This is a genomic window from Streptomyces speibonae, assembly GCF_984686075.1.
Genome location: NZ_OZ480260.1, coordinates 6,077,164 through 6,101,810, shown reverse-complemented (window position 1 = coordinate 6,101,810; position 24,647 = coordinate 6,077,164). Strand labels below are relative to the sequence as shown.

Below are 24,647 nucleotides of genomic sequence, written 5' to 3'. Positions count from 1 at the left end.
TCTACTGAGCGGAGCCGCCCGCTTTGCGCACCGCCCGCGCCACCCGGGTCGCCGCGAGCGCCCTGGGGGTGCTGTCGGGCGACCGCGGGCGGCGGGGGTGGACCGTGTTGGCCAGGAGGATCACGAAGGTGTCCGTGGCCCGGTCCAGGACGAGGGACGTCCCGGTGAAGCCCGTATGGCCGGCGGCGCCCCGGCCCGCCAGCTCCCCCATGAACCAGGGCTGGTCCAGGGCGAAGCCCAGGCCGGGCGGTCGGAACAGCAGGTCCACGAAGTCCGGGCCGAGGATGCGGGCGGGGCCGTAGGAGCCGCCGGCCAGCAGGGTGCGGCAGAAGACGGCCAGGTCCCGGCCGGTGGAGAAGAGGCCGGCGTGGCCGGCGACGCCGCCCAGCGCCCAGGCGTTCTCGTCGTGCACCTCGCCCCGCAGCATCCCCCGGTCCGCCTTGGCCCACGGCCGCCGCTGGTCCTCGGTGGCGGCGGCGGACGGGCACGGTCCGAAGGCGGTCGCGGTCATGCCGAGGGGCCGCGTGATGCCGTCCCGCACCAGGACGTCGAGCGGGCGGCCGGTGAGGCGTTGAAGGACGTGCTGGAGGAGCAGCATGTTGAGGTCGGAGTAGCAGTAGGTGCCGGGCACGCCGACGGGCCGCTCCGCGCGCAGGAGGGCCAGCCGTTCGGCGTCGTCGGCGCAGGCGTACAGCGGGAGTTCGGGGCGCAGCCCCGAGGTGTGGGTGAGCAGTTGGCGGACGGTGATGCCGTGCCGTACGGCGGCGGTGAAGTCAGGGAGGTACGCGCCCACGCGCGCGTCGATGCCCAGCGTGCCCCGCTCGATCTGCTGCACCGACGCCACGGAGGTGAACAGCTTGGTCAGGGAGGCCAGGTCGAAGGGCGTGTCGACGGTCATCGGCACCCGTGCGGACGGGGGCAGTTCGACGGGGGTGTCCGTCTCCTCGTCGTGGGCGGCGTGGCGCACGGCCCAGCCCGCCGCCTCCCGCACGGCGAGCACCGGGCCGCGCCCGACGACCACGACGGCGCCCGCCGCCCAGGGGCGTGCGCCGTCGGTGCGGGCGTGGACCTCACGGACCAGGTGCCGGAGTTCCCCGGCGTCGAGCCCGGCCCGTTCGGGCGTGCCGTGGCGGAGTCGCGGCGTGCTCAGATGCCCCCGCCCTTCGCTCCCGTCCGTCCGTTCCACGGACGGCACATTCCCAGGAAGCAGCCCATCGCCACCAGCGCGGCGACCAGTTGGACGACGGCCATCGGGACGGCCGTGTCCTCGCCCGCGACGCCCACCAGCGGTGAGGCGACGGCGCCGATGAGGAAGGCCGTCGTACCGAGCAGGGCGGACGCGGAGCCGGCCGCGTGCCGGGCGCGCATCAGCGGGAGGGTCTGGGTGTTGGGCAGGATGACGCCCATCGCGGACATCAGCACGAACAGCGCGGCGGCCATGGGCACCAGCCCGGCGTCGCCGAAGGCGCCCAGGGACAGCATCAGCAGCACGACCGCGGCGGCGATCACGACGACGAGTCCGATGCCGAGCACCTTGTCCAGGCGGACCCGGCCGACCAGGATCTTCCCGTTGACCTGCCCCATGATCATCAGGCCGACCGAGTTGAGCCCGAACAGCAGGCTGAACGTCTGGGGGGAGGCGCCGTAGATCTCCTGGATGACGAACGGGGAGGCCGCGACGTAGGAGAAGAGCGAGGCGAAGCCGAATCCGCCGGCGAGCATGTAGCCGGTGAAGACCCGGTCGGCGAGGAGCCCGCGCATCGAGCCGAGGGTTTCGCCGATGCCGCCGCCGTGCCGCCGGGCGGCGGGCAGCGTCTCGGGCAGCTTGGCCCAGACGACGGCCGTCAGGGCGAGGCCGACGACGGTGAGGACGGCGAAGACGCCCCGCCAGTCCGTGACCCGCAGGATCTGCCCGCCGATGAGCGGCGCCACGATCGGCGCGACGCCGGAGATCAGCATCAGGGTGGAGAAGAAGCGGGCCATGGTCACGCCGTCGTACAGGTCACGGGCGACCGCACGCGCGATGACGATGCCCGCGGCGCCCGCCAGGCCCTGCGCGAGCCGGCAGGCGACGAGGAGTTCCACGGTCGGCGCGAACGCGCACAGCGCGGTGGCGACGACGTAGACCGCGAGGCCGGCGAGCAGCGGCCGGCGCCGTCCCCAGCGGTCGCTCATCGGACCGACCACCAGCTGCCCGAACGCCATGCCGGCCAGGCAGGCGGTGAGGGTGAGCTGGACCGTCGCCGCGGGCGCGTGCAGGGACCGGGTGACCTCCGGAAGCGCGGGGAGGTACATGTCCATCGCCAGCGGCGGGGTGGCGGTCAGGCCGCCCAGGAGAAGGGTGACCAGCAGGCTGGTACGGCGTGCGGTGGTGGTGCGGGTGTCCGGCGGGAGCGTGTGCCCGCCTCTGACGGCCGCTGTCGCTGCTGTGTCCGGCACCCTGCTTTCTGTCGTATTCGGTATGTATGCCCCACCCTCAGGCACGTGACCCCTCCCTTTTCATGCCATCGGCTCCCTATGCTCTCAGCTCGTACGGAGTGCTCGGACATCGACGACGATCCCATGGGAGCGCTCCCGAGAGTGTGGATGAACCGAACGTTGAGACAAGACACGAGCAAGGTGGGACGAATGACCGAGCGGAGAACGCGCTGGGGGATCCTGGCGACCGGCGGGATGGCCGCCACGTTCGTGGCGGATCTGGTGGACATGCCGGACGCGGAGATCGTGGCGGTGGCGTCCCGCTCGGCGGAGTCGGCGAAGGCGTTCGCCGACCGGTTCGGGATACCCCGGGCGTACGGCGACTGGGAGTCGCTGGCGCGGGACGAGGACCTCGACGTCGTCTACGTGGCCACACCGCACTCGGCGCACCGGGCGGCGGCCGGGCTGATGCTGGAGTCCGGGCGGAACGTGCTGTGCGAGAAGCCGTTCACGCTGAACGGGCGGGAGGCGCGGGAGCTGGTCGCCCTCGCGCGGGACAACGGGCGCTTCCTGATGGAGGCCATGTGGATGTACTGCAACCCCATGGTGCGGCGGCTCAAGGCGCTGGTCGACGACGGCGCGATCGGCGAGGTGCGCAGCGTCCAGGCGGACTTCGGCCTCGAAGGCCCGTTCTCCGCCTCGCACCGGCTGCGGGACCCCGCGCTGGGCGGTGGCGCGCTGCTGGACCTCGGCGTGTACCCGGTGTCGTTCGCGCAGCTGCTGCTCGGCGAGCCGTCGGACATCGCGGCGCGGGCGGTGCTGTCGGAGGAGGGCGTCGATCTGCAGACGGGGGCGCTGCTCTCCTGGGACGGCGGCGTCCTCGCCTCGCTGCACTGCTCCATCGTCGGGGGCACGGCGGCCTCCGCGTCGGTCACCGGGTCCAAGGGCCGGATCGACATTCCGTACGGCTTCTTCTTCCCGGACCGCTTCACCCTGCACCGGTCGGGCCGTGACCCCGAGGAGTTCGCGGCCGACCCCGCCGACGGCCCCCGGAGCAGCCTCAAGCACGAGGCCGCGGAGGTGATGCGGGCCCTGCGGGCCGGGGAGACGGAGTCGCCGCTGGTACCGCTCGACGGCACCCTCGCCGTGATGCGGACGCTCGACACGATCCGGGACCGCGTCGGCGTCCGCTACCCGGGCGAGGGCGCTCGGGCCCCCGAGGTCACGCCGGCTTGAGCCCCGGCTCCCCCGCCTCCGTCACGAAGGAGGCGGCGGTGGTGAGCGGCGCGCCCTGCGTGGTCACGTGGGAGACCGTCCTGAAGTCGGCGCGCGCCCGCTCCCGGCCGAGCGTCACGGTCGTGTAGCCGCGCAGCCCGCTGTAGAACTTCATGTGCGGGTTGGCCGCCGTGATGGTCTCCCAGTTGGCCGGCTTCGCGGCGCCGTCGCCGCCGCTGGAGACGGAGGTCGTGACGATCTCCGTACCGACGGTGCGGGAGTCGGGGTCGGCGAAGTCGCGCTTGATGTCCATGGCGTAGTGCACGTGCACGTCGCCGGTGAGGACCATGAGGTTCTCGACACCGGCGGCCTGCGCGCCGGCCAGGACCCGCTCGCGGGAGGCGGGATAGCCGTCCCAGGAGTCCATGGAGACCTTCGACGGCGGTGTGGTGGTGTCGTGCCGCTGGGAGAAGGTCACCTGCTGGGGCACCACGTTCCACAGGGCGTCCGACCGGCGCCAGCCGCTCAGCAGCCAGCGTTCCTGGGCGGCGCCGGTGAGGGTGCGCGAGGGGTCCTCGGACTCGGGGCCCGGGTACTGCCAGCCGTCGCCGTAGGCCTGGTTCGAGCGGTACTGACGGGTGTCGAGCACGTCGAACTGGGCCAGCCGGCCCCAGTGCAGACGGCGGTACAGCCGCAGATCGGGGCCGTCGGGGAGCTGGGGGCGGCGCAGCGGCATGTTCTCCCAGTAGGCCCGGTAGGCGGCGGCCCTGCGCAGCAGGAACTCCTCCGGCGGGACGCTGTTCTCCGGGATGCCGCCGGCGTAGTTGTTCTCGGTCTCGTGGTCGTCCCAGGTGACGACGAAGGGGTGCGCGGCGTGCGCGGCCCGCAGGTCGGGGTCGGACTTGTAGAGGGCGTACCGCAGCCGGTAGTCCTCGAGGGTCACCGTCTCCCGGGCGAACAGGCCGGGGAGGGTGCCCGCGGGGTAGGCGCGGGCGCCCGCCACGTCGTTGACGGCGTACTCGTAGAGGTAGTCGCCGAGGTGGAACACGACGTCCAGGTCCTCGTCGGCCAGGTGCCGGTAGGCGGTCCAGTAGCCCTGGTCGTAGCGCTGGCAGGAGACCACGCCGAAGGTCAGTCCGGCGGCCCGGCTGCGGCGGGCGGGGGCGGTGCGGGTGCGGCCGGCCGGGCTGACGTGGCGGCCGGCGCGGAAGCGGTAGTAGTAGACCTGGCCGGGGGCGAGGTGGCCGGCCTCGACGTGCACGGTGTGGTGGAACTCGGGGTGGGCGGTGGCCCTGCCCCTTCTGACGACGCGGCGGAAGCGCTCGTCGAGGGCGAGTTCCCAGTCGACGGCGACCCGTTCGGCGGGCAGTCCGCCGTCGGCCCGGTACGGCTCCGGGGCCAGGCGGGTCCACAGCAGGACGGAGTCGGGGTGGGGGTCGCCGGAGGCGACGCCGAGGGTGAAGGGGTCGTCGGTGATCCGTGCGGCGTCGAGTTCGGCGGCGGCCGCGGTGCCCGTTCCGGGCACGTTGACCGTGAAGGCGAGCGCGGCGGCGGCGCCGGTGGTGGTCAGGAAGCGCCGGCGGCCGATGTGCCGGGCGGCCTCCCGCAGTTCGGGTGCGTGCGATGACTGGCGGACCTCGGATGTCATCCTGTTCCTCCCCTGGCGTGTGGGTGCGCAGGGAATTCGAGCGGGCGGGGACGACGTCCGGTTGACGCGTACACACCGTCCGGATGACGGTCGTATGAGTTCCGCATGGCGGACCCTCCCGTACGCTGCGGGGCCATGAACGCCAAGGAAACGGACGGACGGGCAGGGGTCGCGGTGGTGACCGGGGCGGGTTCCGGCATCGGGCGCGCGGTGGCGGTGGAACTGCTGCGCGCGGGCTGGTCGGTGGCGCTGGCGGGACGCCGCGAGGAGACGCTGGAGGAGACCGCGGCGCTCGCCGCGCGGGAGCCCGGCGGGGGCGGATCGCTCACCGTGCGGACGGACGTGTCACAACCCGAGGACGTGAGCGGGCTGTTCGCGGCGACGGTCGCGCGCTTCGGCCGCGTGGACCTGCTGTTCAACAACGCGGGGACGTTCGGCCCCGGCGGGGTGCCGGTGGAGGACCTGCCCTATGAGGCCTGGCGGCACGTGGTGGACACCAACCTGAACGGGGCGTTCCTGTGCGCGCAGGCGGCGTACCGGCAGATGAAGGAGCAGGATCCCCAGGGCGGCCGGATCATCAACAACGGCTCCGTCTCGGCGCACGCCCCGCGCCCCCGTTCGGCCGCCTACACCGCCACCAAGCACGCCCTGACGGGTCTGACCAAGTCGCTGTCGCTGGACGGCCGGCCGTACCGGATCGCGGTGGGGCAGATCGACATCGGCAACGCGGCCACCGACATGACCCGGCGCATGGAGACCGGCGCCCTCCAGGCGAACGGGCGGACCGTGCCCGAGCCGGTGATGGATGTCGCGGACGTGGCCCGCACCGTGCGGCACATGGCGGAGCTGCCGCTGGAGGCGAACGTGCAGTTCGCGACGGTGCTGGCGACGGCGATGCCGTACGTGGGGCGGGGCTGAGGGCGGCGGACCGGCCGCGCTGACGCAGCCTCGGGGGACATATCTTCCACAAACGGAGTTTCAACGTCCGCCCCATTGCCGCCGGTAGTGGACTTATGCTCAACTCTCCTACACCAAAGCTTCACACTTGGAGTAGAGGGCTTCCGCAGGCCATGTCCCGGGGGGAGGCGGCAGTCGTTCCACACCGTCGGGTTGGGGGTGGACCCGCGCGGGACCGCGGGTACGCACCGGTGGGTGGAACGGCTGCCGCACATCCGCGGCAGCCGCCCCCACCTCACGCTGCGCGCCTGCCGGTCAGGCCGAGGAGAGCGCCGACTCGATCTCCTTGATCCACGCCTCGCTCTTCTCCGGGTCGTTGAGGCTTCCCTCCCAGGCCTCCCGGTCCATGCGGTGGTCGGCGGGACCCGCCTTGAGGATGACGAGGATCTCCCGGGCCGTCGCCCGCAGTTCATCGTTCACTCCGGACTGGGCGTTGACGTCCGGGCCCGCCGCGAACTGATAGAGCCTGCGCGCCATGGCCTTGCGTTCGCCGGTCTCCGCCTTCTTCCAGAACTTCAGGGCCTCCCGCATCGCCTCGCTGCGGGACATGGGCTTGTGCTGAGCCGCGTCCTCCGACTCCACGGGCTCCGCGTGGCGTTCAGGGTGGCGGGCACTGTCGTAGCGGTTCTTGGCCGCGCGGCCTCCCTTGTAACCGGCGACGCCGAACAGGATCAGCGCCGCGCTCCCCGCGAGGGCCCAGCCGACCGGGCTGGTCAGCAGCGCTCCGCCCATGCCGATGGAGGTCGCCGTCGCGATGGCTCCCGCGGCCCTGGTGGTCTGGCCGACGGCGGTGAGCGCCTGCTTGACCTCCTTGTTGCGCTGCTTCTTGAGGGCGTACTTGTGCACCTCGGGCAGTTCCTCGTACAGCGCCTTCCGGTCCAGCTTGTCCGTTTCCCGCTTGAGTGCCGCACCGGCCTCGGCCAGCGGCTTCGTCGCCTCGAAGGCGGCGTCGATGGCCGCTGCGAAATGGGCCACCGGGGCGTCCTTCTCGGTCACGTACCTGTCCAGCGCGGCGTGCGCTTCGGCCGTTGCCCCCTCGGCGTTCACCAGCGCCTGCTTCAGCTCGCCCATCGCCTCCTCGCCAGGTACGGCGGGCATGGCGACGTTCTTCAGTTTGCGCCGCTTCCTGTCCGTCGTCACGGTGCGGACCGCGGCCCGGCCACCTATCACCAGGCCGGTCGCACCGCCCGTGGCGCCGGCCACCGTGCCCACCGGTCTGGCGACGCTCATCGCCTCCTCGATCCTGGCCGCCTGCCTGGCGATGAGCAGGGCCTCACTCACCGTGCCGGCGGCGCCGAGACCGGAGTCGGCCGCCGTGCTCTTGGCCTTCTTGTTCGCGGTGTGGAAGGCGGCCCCGCTCCCGTGCTCCTTGGCTTCCTTCCGGGCCTCGCGCGCCTCCATGCCGGCGACCACGGTCTCGAGGGCCTCGGCACCGGCGCCCACCGCCACGGCACCCATCCCCGAAGCGGCGACGTCCTGTCTCAGACCGGCGTTGTTGGTGACGTAGGCCTTGCTGAGGAAACCCGCGTTGATGGGGGAATGCACGTTACTGACCCAGGTGTCGAGCTGCCCGAAAGCTTGCTGGGCCCTTTCGAGTGCATGGGCGACACGGTCGTGAAAGCTCTTCTTCTTCTTCGCCGGCGCCTCGCTGGTCGCGGGCTCCTGCGTCCCCGAGGCCGCGGTCGTGGCCGTGCCTCCGGTGTTCCCTGTGTTCCTGGTGTCCTCAGTGGTTCCGGTCGTCCCGGTCGTCCCGTTCCCGCCGGACCGCATGACGGTCACCGCGGCCCGGTTGCCCGCGGTGCGCTGGATGTCCAGGAGGGCACGCTCCCGCGAGGTGGCGAGCCCGGACGGGCTCTGCCGCCGCGACACCGGCCGCGCTCCGGTCGCCGATGGGTGAGTCAGGGTGCGGTGTGCGGGAGTACTCAAGGACGTTCCCCTTCGCGGACCGGGCTGGGTCAGGGATGGTAGCCGGGGGGTGAACTCCGCCACACGCACCGTTAGTTGATGTTTACCTATCCGTAACGGTGCCGTCGCGCCGGCGCGGTGCGCCGCGGGGTGGCCGCGGACCGGCGCCGCGCCAGATCGCGGGCCGCCTCCGGCCACCGCGGGTGGGTGAAGTCGAAGCCCGCGTCGAGCAGCCGGCCGGGGACCACCCGCCGGCTCTTGAGCAGCAGTTCCGTGTCCGAGCGCAGGGCGAAGGCGCCCACCTCGGCCATCCACCGCGTCGCGGGCAGGCCCACCGGCCTGCGCCACGCCCCGCGCAGGTCGCGCATGAACGCGCGCTGCGGCACGGGCCCGGGGGCCGCGAGGTTCACCGCGCCGGTGAGGTCGTCCCGGTCGATGAGGAACTCCACCGCGCGGACGAAGTCGTGGTCGTGGATCCACGACACGTACTGTGCGCCGCCCGCGACCGGCCCGCCGAGGCCGAGGCGCGCCAGCCACGACAGGACGTCGAAGACGCCGCCCCGGTGGGGACTCATCACCATGGCGGCGCGCAGGGCCACCTTGCGGGTGTGGGGGACGGCGGCCGCTTCCTGCTCGCGCTCCCAGGCCCTGGCGATGTCGACGCTGTAGGACCAGTAGCCCGGAACGCCCGGCTCCGTTCCGCCGATCACGCCGGTCGCCTCGTCGTGGGGCGCGTCGAAGCGGTGGGCGTAGACGGTGGCGGTGCTCATCTGGAGCCAGACCAGTGGCGGCCGCGCCGCGGCGCCGATCGCCTCGCCGACGGCGCGGGTGGACAGCACCCGGGAGTCCATCATGGCGCGGAGGTTGGCGGGGGTGTAGCGGCAGCTCACACTGCGCCCGGCCAGGTTGATCACGACGTCGCTGCCGTCGACCGCCTCGGTCCACGGGCCCGGTGTCCGGCCGTCCCAGTACACCTCGCCGGGCCCCGCGGGGCGCCTGGTCAGCATCACGACCTCGTGCCCGGCCGCGCTCAGCGCGCGGTTCAGCACGGTCCCCACCTGCCCGGTTCCTCCGGGTATCACGATCCTCATCGGCCCCGCCCTTCGACGGGACCACCCTAACCCGTATTTGAACACGTTCAAAAACTGGGCGCCGACCCCGCCCGGACGTGGCGGAGCCCGGGAGTCGTATCCAGCTCCCGGGCCCCTGGGGATGCCACCCAATTGCGCACGCCGGTGGCGTTTAAGAGGACGGATCAGTCATCAAGCCGTCGTGTTCTTCCTTTGAACTACCGCGCCGCGAGAGAGGCGCAGACGAGATTCGAACTCGCATCCGATGGCGTTGTCCGTCCCCGGTCGATCCGGCGATCGGCGGCAATGCTGAGACTGGAGCGAGAGTCTGAGATTGACCGCGGCCGCCGTCTCGGCGAGCCGCGCTTTCAGGCTGAACTTCAGTTTCAGCTTGCGCTCCTGGCACGCACCGGTCCTCAATCCGGCCCGTGCCCCGTAGCGCACCCCCGCGCTCGCACGCGGGGGCGTTCTCGGTCGTGGTACCCGTGTCCGGCGTCAGCCGAACAGGTACCCGAACACCGCGTCCCCGACCCGCTGGTCGGTGACCTCGGCGCTGTTGGCCTCCTCACGGGCGAACTTGACCGCCTGCTGGAGCTTCTCGACCCGCTCGACGAGCTCGTTGACCCGCCGCGCGGGGAGCGCACCGGAGAACTTCACGGTCGTCCAGTACCCGATGGGCACGTCCTCGTAGTACACCTCGACCTGCGCCGGGTGCTTGTCGGTCGCCTCCGCCTTGACGTGGTTGCGGGGCACCTTCTTGGTACGGATCGTGCGCACCGGGTCCGTCTTCCACCAGTCCGTGGACGGGTCGTGGGACCAGGACTCGGCGGCGTCGAGGGTGGGGAGCTTCCTGACGAAGGTGTGCAGGTCCGTGAGCTGCTTCTCCAGGAAGAGCAGGTAACTGACCGGCGCGTCGGCCACGAGGGTGCGCCCGTCGACGGTGACGTCCGCCCGCGCCGTGCAGTTCGCCCAGTCCTTGGTGGCGGTCACGTCGAACAGCCGGGTCAGCGAGGCGGCCATCTCCCGCAGCACGTCCTCACCCTGCACCTGCACCCGGGTCGACTCGGGCGGCAACTGCTCGCCCTCCTCGTCCTTGGGCTGGTAGCTGCGCGAGATACCCGCCAGCAGCGCGGGCTTCTGCACCTTGTGGTGCGCGGCGGTGATGTCCTGGAGCGCCTTGCTCTTGACACCCTTTTCGACAGCGATGATCTGATTCAGCTTCGCCACGTGGCTCCCCCTTCGAACACCAGGGAACCTACCCGTCCCGGACGTCCGCGTCCGCCGATTTTCCGCCCGCGCCCCACCGCGACCGGCGCTCCCGTGCGGAACGTTGACCGTCCACGGCATCGCGTGGGTACGGTACCCACGCATCGGGGAACGCCTTAACCTGACAGACCCGGGCAGTGGGGCGCTACGGCACACGGCCCGGCGTACGCGTGAGGGGGCACGTGGACATGGCAGGAGAAGGACCGGGGTTCTCGGACCCGGCCGCCCGCGGAGCGGGCACGGCGCCGTGGCGGATGCGGGTACTGGCCGTCCCCGACACCGCGCGGGCAGGAGAGTTACCGGAACTGCGGCCGGCCGGCGGCGGCATCGTCACCGATCCGCCGAGGACCGGGACCGGCACCGTGCCCCGGCAGCTGGGCGGCCCGTCCCGGACCGCCGTCGCGGGCGCCGCCGTACTGCTCACCGACCACCTGGCCGTGACCTGCGCCCATGTGGTGGAAAGCGCGCTGCGGTGCGGTCGCCTGGACGACGCCCCGGAGGGCGCCTTCCCGGTGGACTTCCCCGCGCACCCCGGGCACCGGGTGACCGCCCGCGTGGCCCCGGGCGGCTGGTTCCGGCACCCGCCCGCCGCCGACCTGGCCGTACTGGCGCTGGACGGTCCTTCTCCCCCGGGCGCCGCCCCGGCGCCCGTCGCGGACGGCACGGCCGGTGACGGTGCCGAGGTCCTGGTGTACGGGCACCCCGCCGCCGTGCCCGACGGGGTGTGGGCGCGGGCCAGGACGGTGGCGGTGGGCGGGGCGCACCCGGGCTGGATGCAGCTCGACGGCGACGACGGCCGGGGCGCGCGCATCGAACGCGGCTTCAGCGGCGCGGGGGTCTTCGACGAGGCCAGGGGCCGGGTCGTGGGCGTGGTGGCGTCCGTGCTGAACGCGGTCGGACCGGCTCCTACGCGCGTCGCGTGGATGATCCCCCTCGCGCTCCTCGCCGGCACCCCCTTCGCGCCGGCGCCGCCGCCCGCGGCCGGTGCGCCCGCGGCCGCGGCCGTGTCCGTGTCCGTGGACGCCTGGGACCTCGTCGACGTGCTCATGGCCACCGGGGCCGCCACCGCCGACGCCCGCGGCCTGCTGTCCGTGCTGCCCGCCGGCATCTCCGGCACCGTCCCGCGCGACGACGTACCGCGGTTGCAGCTGTTCCACCTGGTGCGCCGGTGCGGTGACTTCACGGACGGGCCCGCCGCACTGCTGCGCGCCGTGCGCAAACTCGAGGGCGACTCCGTCACCGCACGGGACTTCGCCCGCGCGGCACGCGCCCTGTGGCCCGACCGGTTGGACGGCGATGTTTGACATGTCGCAGCGCCCTTGGTGGAGCCCGGGTGCGGGCGACCCGGTCTCCCGCACCGAACGCGCCGCGCAGCTCGTCGACGCGCTCATGAAGGTGCCCGTCCTGGACACGCTGCGCTCGCGCCGGCTGTGCGTCGAGACCGCCCTGGAGCGCCTCGGACAGCGGCTGTCGGTCGCGGAGTTCGACGAGAAGAAGCCCCATCTGGTGGAGATGGTGAAGGTCTTCGGGGGTGTCCCGGAGGGCTGGCGGGAACTGACCGGCGCGGTACGGTTCCTGGCCCACTACGACCTGCCCTCGGAGCAGGCGGCCGCCCTGGCCGTCGGCCCCGCCCCGCACCTGGGCGACTCCGAGCAGCGGCGCGAGCTGGCCTCGCTCCTGGCCGGCCTCGACCGGCAGAACGTGCCGGAACTGGAGCGGATCTTCGCCTTCGCCGCCGGCGACGGCTTCGGGCCGCTGCCCGCGAGCGTGCGCACGGCCTGGGAGGCGTACGAGCTGCTGGAGAACTGCAATGTGCCGCCCGACGGCGTCTCCCGCAGCGTGCGCTTCGTGCAGGAGGTGGCCTACGTCGTCGGGCCCGAACTCGGTGACGCGCTGCGCCAGTGGCTCAGCCGGGACGTGCGCGCGTCGGTCGACGAGGGCGTGGAGGCCATGCGCCTGCTGGACAACGTCCGCCGGAGCACGGGCCGTTGGCAGGATGCGGCGGAGGGGACGGCCTATGTCGTGGTCCGGCTGCATCCGTGCGAGGACTCCGCCGAGCAGGTGTGGCTCACCTGCTGGACCAGTACCGGCGGGTCCTGGGAGCCGCGCCAGCGCGACGACCGGCGGCTGCCGCTGAGCGACGTGCCGGCCCGGGTGGCCGCCCTGGTGGACCAGGAGGAGGCGCGGCTGCGCCATCACCGGGGAGGCGTGGTAATCGAGTTCATCCTTCCGGTGGACATGGTCAACACCCCGGTGGAGGAGTGGCCGCGCGCGGCTCCCTTCGGCTCGGCGGCCCAGGACGCGGCCTTCGCCGCGCCGTTCGGGATGGAGTACAAGGTCGTCATACGCAGTCTGGAGCGGATGGACGCCCTGCATCTGCACCGGGTGTGGAACGAGCGCTGGCAGGTGCTCACCGGAGGAGGCGCGGCGAGCGTGCACCGCTGCGAGAAGGGCGACGGGGCCCAACGTCATCATCTCTACGCGAAGTTGAAACAGGACCCGTCCATCGCCCTGATGACCCTCGGCTCACCGCCCGACGACGAGGCGGGCCGGCGTGAGCTGGTGCTGGGATTGCAGGTGGGTCTGCCGGTTCTGCTGTGGGCGCACGAGGGGGCGCTCAGCGACCGGGAGCACGCCGTGGTGCACACACTGTCCGACGCGGGCGGCTGGGATGCGCTACTCGACCATGTGACGCGCTTGCACTTCTCTCCCGGAACACGGGACGATGGGCGCGAGGACGCCATGCGTTCTCGCATAGCTGTGCTGTGGGACGATCCGAGCCGCCTCCCCGAGGTCCCGGAATCGGCGGGTTGAGCTCTCCGCCCGTCCGGGCATACGTCAACTCGCGGCAGAGCGCGGGATGTTGGACGGGGAGGTGGCTCGGTCGTACGGATGTGCACCGCTCCGCGCACGACTCAGGTTTGGGGGGACGGTCGATGGCCGACAGGGGTCTGCACGATCCGGCAGCGGCCGACGGCACCGTCGTCGATCCCGGTGCCTGGCACATCTACCGGGGCACGGGCCGGCCGCGTGAGGACACACCGGGCGCCGACCTGCTGCCGCCTCCCCCGCCCTGGCGGCGTTTCTCCGGCGGACCGCTGATCGAGGAGCCGGCGCCGCAGGACGAGGCGGAGTTCACCCGCCGCCTCGGACCGGCCGACGGCCCCGTGCCGCGCACCGCCTCCACCCAGGAGAAGGACCTGGTCAACGCCGCGCTGATGCTGCGCCGCCCGTTGATCGTCGCCGGCCCGCCCGGCATCGGGAAGTCCAGCCTCGCCCACCTCATCAGCCGTGAACTGGGCCTCGGCCGGGTGCTGCGGTGGAACATCACCAGCCGCAGCACCCTCAAGGAGGGCCTCTACGCCTACGACGCCATCGGCCGGGTCCAGGAGGCCGCCGCCCGTGGCGCGCTGCTGGGCGCCGCCACCGGGGCGTTATCCGGGGGGACGGACGGGGAGACGGACGGCAAACCCTCCGCCGAACCCGTCGCCGACGGGCCGCACAACATCGGTGACTACATCCAGCTCGGCCCGCTGGGAACGGCGTTGCTCCCCCGCTCGGTGCCACGAGCGCTGTTGATCGACGAGATCGACAAGGCCGACGTGGATCTCGTGGGCGACCTGTTGAGCGTGTTCGAGGAGGGCGAGTACCGGATTCCCGAACTGGCCCGCATGCGCGCCCGGATGCCGGATGCCGAGGTACACACCGACGACCCCGACGGCACGGCGGTCGTCCACCACGGGATGGTGCGCTGTGCTGCGTTCCCCGTCGTCGTGATCACCAGCAACGGCGAGCGCGTCCTGCCGCCGGCGTTTCTGCGCCGCTGTCTCTATCTCGAACTCCCCCCGCCGGACGCGGACCAGCTCGCGTCGGTGCTCTCCGCCCACCTGGCCGACGGCGACGACGAGCACCGTGCCGTCATGATCCGGGACTTCCTGGCCCGCTCCCGGACCAGCGGCACCCTCGCCGCGGACCAGTTGCTGAGCTCGGAGTTCCTCCGCACCGCCCCGTCGGGCCCCGACCAGGACTCCTGGAGCGAGTTGTTGCACGCGTTGTGGCGGCGGCTCGACGGGGCAGGGACTGGAGGATGAGCCGCTCGCCCTTCCCAGGCGGCGGGGCGCGTGACGGTGTCGGACCGGATGCCGCTTCGGGGTCCGCGACGCGCACCGGCCGGGACCGCTCGGCGCCGCTCTGGGACGAGGCCGGGGACGCCGTCTGGCTGGCGATGCAGCGCGAGAGGCTGATCCTCCGGGCCGCCGGGGCACCCCCGCCCGAGGCTCCGGCACAGCACACGGCACGGGTCGAGCCCCCGACCGCCGACGACACCCCCGCGCCCCAGGTGGTCCGGTCGCCGAAGCCCACCCCCGCTCCCCGGGAGACCACCACCCGCACCGACGACCTCCGGCCGCCCGAAGAAACCGGACCGGCGCCCGTACCCGTCCCCATACCCGTGGGCGACACCGGCGCCTCGGCCCGGCCCGGTCCCGCCGGCCGGTCGGCGGAGCGGCTGGAGAACCTGCTGGTGGAGCTGGGCAAGAAGCTGGCTTTGGACGACTCCCGCTCCATCGAGAAGTCGGTGCTGCCCCTCAAACAGCGGGTCGGCTCGCCGCACCGGCAGGTGCTGGACGAGGAGCGCACCGCCGAGACCGCCGCCGAACAGGGCGTCTGGCTGCCGTTCCAGCGCCCCGCCGAGGAGCGCTGGCTGACGCTGACCCTTGTGGTCGACACCGGGGAGTCGATGCGGCTGTGGGCGCCGACCGCCGAGCGGCTGCAGGAGACCCTGCACGGCTCCGGCGCGTTCCGGGACGTCCGGCTGCTCCACTGGCCGACGGGACCGCGCTCCGCCGATCCGATGCCGCCGGGCGACGGACGCCACGTGCTGCTGGTCCTCTCCGACCTCCAGGCCGTGCGCTGGGCCGACGGCAGCGCCCACCGCGCGCTCGCCCGGTGGGCCGGCGCGGCCCCCACGGCGGTCGTGCACGTGCTGCCCGGCCATGTGTGGGCCCGCACCGGTACCCGCACCCGCCGGCTCCGGCTCACCGCGCCGGGCCCGGCGGCCGCCAACGCCACCTGGTCCGCCCGCCACGACGACCTCGCCCTGGACCTCGACGACTTCCACACCGGCGCGGCGGACGGACTCGGGGGCGGCCCGGCGGACGGACTCGGGAACGGTCTCGCGGACGGCTACACCCCCGGGCCGGGACCCGGCGCCGCCGGCCGGGGCATCGCCGTACCGGTGGTGACGCTGACGGCCGAAGGGCTGGGCCGGTGGGCGCGCTTCACCGCGGGCGGAACGACCGGCGCGTGGGCCACCCGGGCCCTGTGGGTGTCCCCGACGGCCGGCGGCCCGACGCTGGTGGCCCGTCAGGACCCGGCTCGCCTCGCGGCACCGCCCGAGGTGGCGGCCCGCACCCTGCGGGCCCAGCTGTCCCCCACCGCCTACCGCCTGGCCCGGCTGTGCGCCGCGCTGCCGCTGCTCAACCTCGCGGTGCTGCGCATGATGCAGGCCCGGCTGCTGCCCGAGGCGCGCACCTGGCACGTGGCCGAGCTGCTGCTCTCCGGCATCCTGCGCCGGGTCCCCGGCGACCCCGGGGCACCGGCCCTGGCCCGCTCCGAGCTGGAGCTCGGCACCGAACTGCGCAGGGAGCTGCTGTCCGAGGGGACGAAGGGGGAGACGGCATGGGCGATGACCCTCATGTTCGATTCCCTGGCCGCCGCGGTGCAGGGCCCCTTGGGGCAAACCTTCGGTCAGCTCGGGGGAATCGTCCGCGATCCGACTCGCGCTTCCCGTTTTCCCATGGAAGCTTTACCACCATGGATTTCCTCTGTTTTTCCCGCATTCGCGGCCATGTCCGGCCCTTATGCGACGGCCTTGCACGAGCTCAGTGTCCGCGTTTCCCCGGCGCCTGAGCCCTCGCCCGCCGTGGCGCCACAGCCCCCGGGGGAGACGACCTCCGACGGCCCCGACGTGGTGACCGTGGTGGCCGACGTACCGGAAACCGAAGAAGAAGGGACCATTGTAGTGACCGGCTTGCAGTCCGCCGAAGTCGGGCAGAGGAGTGACGGGCTGCAGAAGCCGCCACCCGTCTGGGGCAATGTCCCTCCCCGAAACCGGGCCTTCACCGGCCGTGTCCAGCTCCTCGAGGATCTCCATCGCAGGTTGCAGGAGGGCACCACGGCCGTGCTGCCCGAGGCCCTGCAGGGAATGGGCGGCGTCGGCAAATCCCAGCTCGCGGTCGAGTACGTATATCGCCATCTCCACGAGTATCAGGTCATCTGGTGGATTCCGTCCGAGCAGCCGCAGCAGATCCGCCAGTTCCTGGTGATGCTGGCGAGCAGGCTCGGAGTGAGTGTCGGCAGCGGGGAGGCCAACAGCGCCGTTCCCGCGGTGATAGAAGCACTGCGTATCGGCGAGCCCTACAAGAACTGGCTTCTTGTCTTCGACAACGCAGAAAATCCCGAGGCCGTGCGCGAATTCTTTCCGACAAACGGACCGGGCCGCATTCTCGTCACCTCCCGCAACGCCCAGTGGGCCGCCTCGGCGCGCCCGCTCGAGGTCGATGTCTTCACCCGCGAGGAGAGCAAGGCACTGCTGCAACTGCGTGCCCCCACCCTGGACGACGAGACAGCGGACCGGCTCGCCGAGACACTCGGCGACCTGCCCCTGGGCATCGAACAGGCGGCCGTGTGGCTGTCCGAGACCGGTATGCCCGCCGACGAGTATCTGCGCCTGTTCGAGCAGCAGGCCAGTGAGCTGATGAACAGCGACCCGCCGGCCGACTACCCGCTGACCGTGGCGGCCGCCTGGAACGTGTCGCTGGACCGGCTGCGCCGCAACCACCCCGCGGCCCTGCAACTCCTCCAGGTGTGCGCGTTCTTCGCCCCCGAGCCGATCTCCCGGCGGCTGCTCACCGGCGTGCGGGACGCCCCCGTACCGGCGGAACTGAGCGCGGCGCTCAGCGACCCGATCAAACTGGGCCGGGCCATCCGTGAGATCAACCGCTACGCGCTGGCCCGCATCAACCACAACACCAACACGATCCAACTGCACCGCTTGGTCCAGCGGGTGCTCATCAACCAGATGTCGGACCCGCTGAAGCGGCAGATGCGCGAGGGCGCCCACCGGCTGCTCGCCAAGGGCGACCCGGACGAGCCGGAGGCCTCGCACCAGTGGCAGCAGTACGGCGATCTGCTGCCGCACGTGCTGCACAGCCGCGCCGTCGAGTCGACCGACCCCTGGGTGCGCCAACTCGTGCTCAACGAAGTGCAGTACATGTTCTCGTGGGGCGACCACCAGGGCTGCGCCGATCTGGCGAAGCTGACCTACGACACCTGGCGGGCGCGGGACGGGGAGAACGCCGAGCAGGTCTTCGCCGCCGCCAAGCCGTACGCCGACGCGCTGCGCATCCTGGGCCGCTACTCGGAGGCGTACGAACTGGACCAGCGGACCCTGTCCGGCATGACGGAGGTCCTCGGTCCCGAGCACGAGTCCACCCTCGAGGTCACCAGCATGCTCGCCTGGGACCTGCGCCTGCGCGGTGACTTCTCCCGGGCCCTGGAGCTCGACAAGCACGTCTTCGACACCTGCACCCGGCTGTTCGGGCCGAACGACGTGACCACCCTGGTGGCGGCCCACCGGCACGCGCTGAACCTGCGGTTCATCGGCGAGCTGGGCGAGGCGCTCGCACTGGACCGGGACACCTACCGCCGCAGAGTGGAGGAGTTCGGCGAGAACTCCCTCAACACCCTGTCCACGATGGCGGCCGTCGCCCTCGACCTCCAGGAGGGCGGGCACTACCTGGCCGCCCGCGACCAGGCGCGCGACGTGGCGGACCGCTACCAGTACAACTACGGCGAGGCCCACCCGCACACCATGGCCGCCCTGCGCCTGCTGTCGGTGACCGAGCGGCGGGCCGGCAACCACGACCGGGCCCTGGAACTGTCCGGCCGTGCCCTCAACCTGTTCCGGACCCGGTACGGCGACAAGTACCCGCTGACCGTCTCCACGCTGGTGGCCCACGCCATCGACGTACGCCAGAGCGGTGACCTGGAGAAGGCGCTGCTGCTCGGACAGCAGGGGTACGAGGGGTTCGAGGCGCTGCTCGGCCACGACCACCCGCACACCGTCGCCGGGCGCGTCAACCAGGCGATCTGTCTGCGGCTGTCCGGCCAGGTCGAGGCGGCGCACGGGATCGACACGCAGGCCCGGCAGCGTCTGGTGGAGACCGTGGGCGAGGACCACCCCAACGCGCTCGCCTGCTCCTCCAACCTCGCCGTCGACCTGTACGAACTGGGCGAGGTCCAGGCGTCGGTGGACCTCGCGCGGCGCAGCCTGGAACAGGGCCGGGCCCGCTTCGGCACCGACCACGACCACCCGGTCGTGCTGGCCACCGCGCTCAACCTGGCGCTCGGCCTGCGGCAGTTGGGCCGCCACGAGGAGGCGGAGGAGCTCTACGCCGACACCCTCGCCCGCTACCGCTCGTCCCTCGGCGAGGACCACCCGGCCAGCCGCGCGGCGGAAGACGGCCGCACCGCCAACTGCGACATCGACCCACTCCAGATCTGACCCCACCCCCCCCCGGCCCGGAAACCGCACACACACGCGCCTCCGGCGCCGGGGGTGTGCGACTCCGGTGCCGGGGGTTGCGCGGCTGAGTTTTTGGGCGCTTACGGCTCCGGAGCCGGGCGGCGTGCCGCCCCGCGCCGGGCGGTGTGCGGCCCCAAAGCCGAGCAGCGTGCGGCCGGGTGCTGGGCGCGTACCACCTCGAAGCCAGGCCGTGTGCCGCCCCGCGCCGGGCGCGCACGGCCCCAAAGCCGAGCAGCGTGCCACCCCGCGCCGGGCGATGTGCGGCCCCAAAGCCGAGCAGCGTGCGGCCGGGTGCTGGGCGCGTACCACCTCGAAGCCAGGCCGTGTGCCGCCCCGCGCCGGGCGCGCACGGCCCCAAAGCCGAGCAGCGTGCCACCCTGTGCCGGGCGATGTGCGGCCCCAAAGCCGAGCAGCGTGCGGCCGGGTGCTGGGCGCGTACCACCTCGAAGCCAGGCCGTGTGCCGCCCCGCGCCGGGCGCGTACGGTCCCCGTGCCGGGCACGCACGACCCCCGTGCCGAGCACGCCCAGCCCCGTGTCGAGCGTGCGCGGTCCCGTGCCGAGCACGCGGGGCCCCGTACGGCCCGCGTGTCGGGCACGCGGGGCCCTGTGCCGGGCCCGGTGCCGGTGTTACTCACTCAGCCAGGTGCACAGTTTCACCGGCTCCAGGGGGGAGGTGCCGTCTGCCTGGAGTTCCAGGGCGAGGGCGCGGACCAGTTCCGGGCGGGCGTGCAGGCAGGGTGTGGCGGCGGTGGCGTCCGCCGCGTGCAGGGCCAGCGCCAGCCCTGCCCAGGCGGGGTGCGCGCCCGGGTCGTCGGAGAGGACCGCCTGGTAGCCGCGCAGCGCGCCGGTGACGTCCCCGCCGACGAGGGCGTGGTCGGCGGCCAGCAGGGCGGGCCGGCGGTCGTCGGCGGCGTCCGCCGTCGTGAGGGAGCCGTCGGCGAGGAGCAACCGGCGCAGTTCACCGCGCGGTTCGCGCCGGCCGCCGTCGGACGCCCGCACCGCCGGCTCGGCGGCGCCGTCCACCCCGCGCGCGGGCCTGCCCGACCGCCAGCGCTCCGCCAGTTCGCGGACCTCGTCCGGGTGGGGGCGCAGATGGTGCAGCCGCCAGGTGATGCGCAGGTCGGCGCTCTCCGCGCGGGCCAGCGCGAGCGGGTACGACGGCACCGGCTCCCCGGCCCAGGGGGCGGTCCAGGAGGCCAGTCGGGCGACGAACCGGCGCCCCCAGTCGGTCAGCCGCGCCTGCGCGCCGGGCTCGCTCAGGGACCGCAGCGCCTGCGCCACCGCGTCCCGCCACACCGCGAACTCGAAGTGGGCGAGGTCGGCGCGGCGGCCGCTCAGCGCGTGCCGTTCGACCCGCCAGAAGTCGGCGACCCCGGCGAAGGCGTACACCCCGTGCACCAGCCCCGCGGTGGGCCGCGGGTCGCTGCGCCAGGGCGCGTAGAGCAGCGGTTCGCGCGGTTCCGGCCGCCGGAACAGCCCGACCTGGTGGACGAGGCTGTTGAGGACGGAGTGCCGGGCCTCGTGCACCAGGGTGGCGGCGAGTTCGGTCGCGTCGTGGGGCTCGGACAGGACGACACCGCCGACGGCCTCCGAGTACGAGGCGCTCTCGGCCCGGAAGCGGGGGGTGCGCGGCAGCGGCGCGAGGGTGCGCAGCGAGAAGGACAGCAGTCCGGCGGTCCCGGGATGGCGTGCGGCGAGCAGCCGCCCGGCGTCGTCCAGGAGGCGGCGCCACGTGTCCTCCTCGGGGCCGGTGAGGGGCGGGCGCGCGGAGTGCAGCTCCCGGAAGTCGCGGTACGGGTCGCAGTCGTCGAGCACGAGGGCATACGGCGCTTCGTCACCGCCCGGATGCCGGCGGACCGTGCGCACGGGGTGCCAGCGCCCACCGGGCGGCGCGGGCTGCTCGGACAGCCGTATCAGGCGCGTGCCGAGGGTCAGCGTGGCCCCCGCGTCCGGGGCCGTCTCGAGTACGGCGGTGGCGTACTCCATGTGCGGGCCGGGGAACTCGGCCCGGCCCAGCGTGGGCAGGCACACCGTGCCGGCGCGGGCCGGGACCCGTACGAGGGCGTCCACCCCGGCCCGTACGGCCGCGACGCCCGCCAGCGCGTGCAGATACCCCGTGTCCTGCCACAGCGGCCGCCCGCCGGGCACGTCGGGCGGCTCCCCCGACCGGAGCCGGGCCAGCAGATCCACCGCCCACACCCCGACCGCGGGATGCGTGAGGATCTCCGACACGACCCGGGCGTCGGCGGCCTCCGCGCGCAGCAGCAGCGCGACCGCGTCGGTGACGGGCGGCAGCGGCCCGGGATCCCCGGCGGCGACGACCGCCGCGGTCACCCCGCGCAGCATCAGCATCCGCCGGCTGCGCTCGCCGAGGCTCAGCCGCCCCGCCGTCCCCGCTCCCACCTGTCCGGCCGCCACGGCGTCGAGATCGGCCACCGGAAGGCGGTGCCGCGCGGTACCGCCGGCCGGTCTCGATGTCGCCCGGGACATCGGGCGCTCAGTCCTCGGGGGCGTCGCACCGCACGGGGGAGAACGGGCTGGGGTACGGGCCTCCGGCGCTCTGTCCCGCCGCTTCCCGGGCGAGCTCCGCGAGCAGTGCCTCCTGCGCCTTGGCTATGGGATCGCCGGACAGGGCCATTGCTTCCCGAAGACCACAACCGCTGAGATCGACAAGTCCGCTCTCGATGTCGGTCGTAGAAGTCCTCACGTCAGGCTTCCCCCTGTCGGCTCCCGCTGGTGACCCGGCGCGCGCGGACGCACCTCTTCCCATAGTGGCGGGCGCGCAGCCGTGCCGAAAGGGCTCCTGGCGGCCACGGAGGCCGGAATCTTTCGATCAGACCCGCCGTACGGCCGTCGGTGTTCCCGCCGGTCCCCCTGATCGCTACCGTGGGGCCCGGTCCGGCCGGACGGCCGAGGGGGAGGCAGCATGCTGGTCAGATTCGACCTGGACGACGACGATTTCGTCATCGCGGACATCACGGTGAACGAGGGCACGGTCGTGGACGCCGCCACCCCGTCCGACCTGGTGGCCCGCGCCACCGGATCCTTCACCACCGCCCTGGAACAGGTGCGCAGCGCCGCCGCCCTCACCGTCCACCGCATGCGCGACCTCCCCCAGCGGCCCGACGAGGTCACCGTGGAGTTCGGCATCCAGCTGGACGCGGAGGTGGGCGCGGTACTGGCCCGGACGGGGGCGCAGGGTCATCTTCAGGTGCAGCTGACGTGGCGGAACGACAACGGCCTGGACGAGCCACGGGATGAGCGCCCCGCGACCGCCGGGAACTCTTGACCTGCACGTCTGCCCGGTGAGGGTGGTACGCGGGCGCGCCGTACGTAGGGCACAGTGGAGCGGTACAACAGCGTCGGCGGAAGCACGGCGGCGACAGCAGGCAAGGCACCCCCTCGCCCCGTGAAGCCCTGAAAGAGACGGGACATGACGTCGCCATCGACACCGAGATGTACGCGGTCGAGCTCCAGAAGGTGAAGGCGTACGTCGCCCTGCACAACTCCTACGGCGTCGACCTCAACGAGACGGCGGTGGAGCTGGCGGAGGTGTCGTTGTGGCTCAACACGATGCATCCGGGGAAGGAGGCGCCGTGGTTCGGGCTGCACCTGCGGCGCGGCAACTCGCTGATCGGCGGCCGGCGTGAGGTGTACCCGCCGGAGAAGCTGAAGAAAGGGGCCTGGCTGGGGACGACTCCTGAGCGCTTCCCGCTGACGGAGGCAGGCGGCGGCCTCCCGGTCACGGTGACCGAGCGCACGACCCGCAGCGGGGCGGCGCAGCGGGTCACGGAGAACGCCGTGCACCATTTCCTGCTTCCGGCGAAGGAGTGGGGCGCGGTCGCCGCCGAGAAGGAGGCGAGGGCCCTCGCCCCGGAGGCGGCCCGGACGCTCGCCGCCTGGCGCAAGATGATCACACGAACGCCCACCGCCAAGCAGGCGGAGCGGCTCCAGGCGCTGGCCCGGCGCGTGGAGTTCCTGTGGGACCTCGTCGTGCGCCGCCTGGAGATCTCCGAGCGGGACATCTCGCGGCGGATCCCGGTGTGGGGCGCGGACGAGTCTCAAACCGACCTGGGAGTACACCACTCCCCTCCGCACCGAGCACGAACGTCGTGCCGCCCACGTCGAACTCGACGCTCTGGTCGCCGTCTGGCTCGGCATTACCGCCGATCAGCTCACCGCAATCTTCAAGTCCCGCTACCCCCAGCTCCACGACTACGAGTCGGCGACCTACTTCGACGCCAACGGCCGTAAGATCGCCGCCGACTTCAACACCTACGGACACGGTCAGACCAAGCAGGACTATTTCGATCTCCTCGCCCACCTGGAGGACCCGGAGAGCACCCCGCCCCCAGCCGGCTACCAGGCCCCCTTCTACAAGGCCGACCGGGAGGCCGAGATGCGGGCTGCGCACGCGCACTTCCAGGCGCGGCTGGACGCCGAGATCGCCGCAGGCCGCTACCGCCCATGACACGCCTGTGCCCTGTGACTCCCCACGGAGCCACAGGGCACAGGCGTAAGGCGACGACTCAGCCGATCCGATCGGCGGTGAACCCGACGAACGCGGCCCACGCCTCCGAACCGACCGCCAGACCAGGACGGTTCGTGTCCTTCGAGTCCCGCACATGCACGGTGTGCGGGCAGGTGGCCACCTCCACGCATTCACCGCCCTGGGCTCCGCTGTAGCTGCTCTTGAACCAGGCAAGTCGGCCAGTAGCTGTCTCTTCGACGTTCACATCTCTCCCAGCGACTTCTCGATGAAGGCCAAGGACTCACGAGGAGTGAGAGCCTGTGCTCGGATAATCCCATAACGGGCCACGATCCCGCGGACCTCCGTCAGCCCCGTGACGATTGTGCTCCGTCCCTGTGCTTCCAGGTAGGCGACTGGCTCCCCGCCCTCTCGATGCAGCACCGTGAAGGGCCCGTCCACCGCTGCGTTGTCTTCCCTGTCCAGCGGCATGACTTGGATCTCAACGTTGCGGAGTGCTCCAGCAAGCAGCAAGTGTTCCAGTTGGCCACGCAACACCGTCGCTCCACCAAAGGGCCGACGAATCACTGACTCATCGATGACGAAGCACAGCAGGGGCGCAGGCTTGCGGCTGAAGAGGGCCTGGCGCGTAAGCCTCGCCGTCACTTGCTGCTCAACGACTTCTTCGTCCAGCAGCGGCCGCCCCATGCCGAACACTGCACGCATGTACTCCTCGGTCTGAAGAAGTCCCGGCACCGCCTGGTTGGCGTAGATCTGCACCTCAACCGCCTCCGCCTCCAACCGCGCCGCGTCCCGGAAGAACGCCGGGTACTGCGCCCGCGCGACCTCGTCCTTCATCTCCTTCAGCAACCCACCCGCGTCCAGCAGTTCATCCACCTCGTCGATGAACCTCGGCGGGGCAATCCGCCGCCCCAGCTCGTAGGACGTGATGGTGGACGGCGAGTACCCCGTCCGCGCTCCGACCTCCGGCCGCTCCAGCCCCGCCCGGAGCCTGCACAGCTTCATCTGCCGCCCGAACACCCGCAGGATCCCCGTCCCGGGCTCCGGAGGAGCCGCCTCCGGCTCCTGTACCTGCTCACTGGTCATCAGCT

General features: G+C 72.5%; 17 protein-coding genes and 1 pseudogene. 8 read left to right on the top strand and 10 right to left on the bottom strand.

Annotated features, from left to right (window positions below; all coding sequences use genetic code 11):
• Position 1 precedes the first annotated feature (1 nt).
• Both AC5L3C_RS27375 and AC5L3C_RS27370 read right to left on the bottom strand, forming a co-directional pair.
• Complete coding sequence (locus AC5L3C_RS27375; RefSeq protein ID WP_493651488.1) at positions 2-1,195, bottom strand: serine hydrolase domain-containing protein; 1,194 nt, start codon at positions 1,193-1,195, stop codon at positions 2-4.
• Positions 1,147-2,484 carry a multidrug effflux MFS transporter gene (locus AC5L3C_RS27370; RefSeq protein ID WP_493651486.1) on the bottom strand — a complete coding sequence of 446 codons (1,338 nt, stop codon included), beginning with the start codon at positions 2,482-2,484 and terminating at the stop codon, positions 1,147-1,149. The genes AC5L3C_RS27375 and AC5L3C_RS27370 overlap by 49 nt, the downstream gene beginning before the upstream one ends.
• Positions 2,485-2,628: 144 nt before the next feature.
• On the opposite strand from AC5L3C_RS27370, the gene AC5L3C_RS27365 reads away from it, so the two are divergent.
• Positions 2,629-3,654, top strand: a complete 1,026-nt coding sequence (locus AC5L3C_RS27365; RefSeq protein ID WP_493651484.1) for a Gfo/Idh/MocA family protein — start codon at positions 2,629-2,631, stop codon at positions 3,652-3,654.
• Here the strand turns inward: AC5L3C_RS27365 and AC5L3C_RS27360 are convergent.
• Positions 3,641-5,281, bottom strand: a complete 1,641-nt coding sequence (locus tag AC5L3C_RS27360; RefSeq protein ID WP_493651482.1) for an alkaline phosphatase D family protein — start codon at positions 5,279-5,281, stop codon at positions 3,641-3,643. The genes AC5L3C_RS27365 and AC5L3C_RS27360 overlap by 14 nt on opposite strands.
• A 135-nt stretch (positions 5,282-5,416) precedes the next feature.
• Between AC5L3C_RS27360 and AC5L3C_RS27355 the strand changes: the two genes are divergently transcribed.
• Positions 5,417-6,199, top strand: a complete 783-nt coding sequence (locus AC5L3C_RS27355; protein ID WP_493651481.1) for an SDR family oxidoreductase — start codon at positions 5,417-5,419, stop codon at positions 6,197-6,199.
• Between the two features lie 294 nt (positions 6,200-6,493).
• Here AC5L3C_RS27355 and AC5L3C_RS27350 read toward each other — a convergent pair whose 3' ends face one another.
• From AC5L3C_RS27350 to AC5L3C_RS27340, 3 genes are all read right to left on the bottom strand, one after another.
• The gene (locus tag AC5L3C_RS27350; protein ID WP_493651479.1) at positions 6,494-8,107 is read right to left on the bottom strand and encodes a hypothetical protein; all 1,614 of its coding nucleotides are present in this window, start codon (positions 8,105-8,107) and stop codon (positions 6,494-6,496) included.
• Between the two features lie 143 nt (positions 8,108-8,250).
• A complete protein-coding gene (locus AC5L3C_RS27345; protein WP_493651478.1) occupies positions 8,251-9,234 on the bottom strand; it encodes an epimerase in 984 nt (327 codons plus the stop codon).
• Between the two features lie 474 nt (positions 9,235-9,708).
• A complete protein-coding gene (locus AC5L3C_RS27340; protein WP_125506798.1) occupies positions 9,709-10,440 on the bottom strand; it encodes a DUF7873 family protein in 732 nt (243 codons plus the stop codon).
• Between the two features lie 227 nt (positions 10,441-10,667).
• Here AC5L3C_RS27340 and AC5L3C_RS27335 point away from each other — a divergent pair, with 227 nt between their 5' ends.
• From AC5L3C_RS27335 to fxsT, 4 genes are all read left to right on the top strand, one after another.
• The gene (locus AC5L3C_RS27335; protein ID WP_493651477.1) at positions 10,668-11,783 is read left to right on the top strand and encodes an effector-associated domain 2-containing protein; all 1,116 of its coding nucleotides are present in this window, start codon (positions 10,668-10,670) and stop codon (positions 11,781-11,783) included.
• 1 nt (position 11,784) lies between these two features.
• Complete coding sequence (locus tag AC5L3C_RS27330) at positions 11,785-13,293, top strand: VMAP-C domain-containing protein (RefSeq protein WP_493651476.1); 1,509 nt, start codon at positions 11,785-11,787, stop codon at positions 13,291-13,293.
• 122 nt (positions 13,294-13,415) lie between these two features.
• Positions 13,416-14,570 (top strand): AAA family ATPase, encoded by a 1,155-nt coding sequence (locus AC5L3C_RS27325; RefSeq protein ID WP_493651475.1) that lies wholly within the window; start codon positions 13,416-13,418, stop codon positions 14,568-14,570.
• Positions 14,567-19,045 carry an FxSxx-COOH system tetratricopeptide repeat protein gene (gene fxsT, locus AC5L3C_RS27320; RefSeq protein WP_493651473.1) on the top strand — a complete coding sequence of 1,493 codons (4,479 nt, stop codon included), beginning with the start codon at positions 14,567-14,569 and terminating at the stop codon, positions 19,043-19,045. Before AC5L3C_RS27325 ends, fxsT begins: the two co-directional genes overlap by 4 nt.
• A gap of 649 nt (positions 19,046-19,694) precedes the next feature.
• On the opposite strand, the gene AC5L3C_RS27315 is transcribed toward fxsT, so the two are convergent.
• Entirely contained in the window at positions 19,695-21,503 is a 1,809-nt protein-coding gene (locus AC5L3C_RS27315; protein ID WP_493651472.1) for an HEXXH motif domain-containing protein, read from the bottom strand.
• 61 nt (positions 21,504-21,564) lie between these two features.
• Positions 21,565-21,774 carry a hypothetical protein gene (locus tag AC5L3C_RS27310; RefSeq protein WP_493651471.1) on the bottom strand — a complete coding sequence of 70 codons (210 nt, stop codon included), beginning with the start codon at positions 21,772-21,774 and terminating at the stop codon, positions 21,565-21,567.
• A gap of 219 nt (positions 21,775-21,993) precedes the next feature.
• Here AC5L3C_RS27310 and AC5L3C_RS27305 point away from each other — a divergent pair, with 219 nt between their 5' ends.
• Positions 21,994-22,356 carry a CU044_2847 family protein gene (locus tag AC5L3C_RS27305; protein ID WP_493651469.1) on the top strand — a complete coding sequence of 121 codons (363 nt, stop codon included), beginning with the start codon at positions 21,994-21,996 and terminating at the stop codon, positions 22,354-22,356.
• A 152-nt stretch (positions 22,357-22,508) separates the two neighbouring features.
• Positions 22,509-23,126 (top strand): annotated as a pseudogene (locus tag AC5L3C_RS27300) (class I SAM-dependent DNA methyltransferase); the annotation flags it as partial.
• A 470-nt stretch (positions 23,127-23,596) separates the two neighbouring features.
• Here AC5L3C_RS27300 and AC5L3C_RS27295 read toward each other — a convergent pair.
• Positions 23,597-23,803 carry a DUF397 domain-containing protein gene (locus AC5L3C_RS27295; RefSeq protein ID WP_493651467.1) on the bottom strand — a complete coding sequence of 69 codons (207 nt, stop codon included), beginning with the start codon at positions 23,801-23,803 and terminating at the stop codon, positions 23,597-23,599.
• A complete protein-coding gene (locus AC5L3C_RS27290; protein WP_493651465.1) occupies positions 23,800-24,642 on the bottom strand; it encodes a helix-turn-helix domain-containing protein in 843 nt (280 codons plus the stop codon). Before AC5L3C_RS27290 ends, AC5L3C_RS27295 begins: the two co-directional genes overlap by 4 nt.
• Between the last annotated feature and the right edge of the window lie 5 nt (positions 24,643-24,647).

Coding starts and splice junctions, on each gene's coding strand:
- AC5L3C_RS27345 (WP_493651478.1), bottom strand. CDS start 9,234: ATGAGGATCGTGATACCCGGAGGAACCGGGCAGGTGGGGACCGTGCTG.
- AC5L3C_RS27335 (WP_493651477.1), top strand. CDS start 10,668: ATGGCAGGAGAAGGACCGGGGTTCTCGGACCCGGCCGCCCGCGGAGCG.
- fxsT (WP_493651473.1), top strand. CDS start 14,567: ATGAGCCGCTCGCCCTTCCCAGGCGGCGGGGCGCGTGACGGTGTCGGA.
- AC5L3C_RS27360 (WP_493651482.1), bottom strand. CDS start 5,281: ATGACATCCGAGGTCCGCCAGTCATCGCACGCACCCGAACTGCGGGAG.
- AC5L3C_RS27355 (WP_493651481.1), top strand. CDS start 5,417: ATGAACGCCAAGGAAACGGACGGACGGGCAGGGGTCGCGGTGGTGACC.
- AC5L3C_RS27305 (WP_493651469.1), top strand. CDS start 21,994: ATGCTGGTCAGATTCGACCTGGACGACGACGATTTCGTCATCGCGGAC.
- AC5L3C_RS27330 (WP_493651476.1), top strand. CDS start 11,785: ATGTCGCAGCGCCCTTGGTGGAGCCCGGGTGCGGGCGACCCGGTCTCC.
- AC5L3C_RS27325 (WP_493651475.1), top strand. CDS start 13,416: ATGGCCGACAGGGGTCTGCACGATCCGGCAGCGGCCGACGGCACCGTC.
- AC5L3C_RS27290 (WP_493651465.1), bottom strand. CDS start 24,642: ATGACCAGTGAGCAGGTACAGGAGCCGGAGGCGGCTCCTCCGGAGCCC.
- AC5L3C_RS27365 (WP_493651484.1), top strand. CDS start 2,629: ATGACCGAGCGGAGAACGCGCTGGGGGATCCTGGCGACCGGCGGGATG.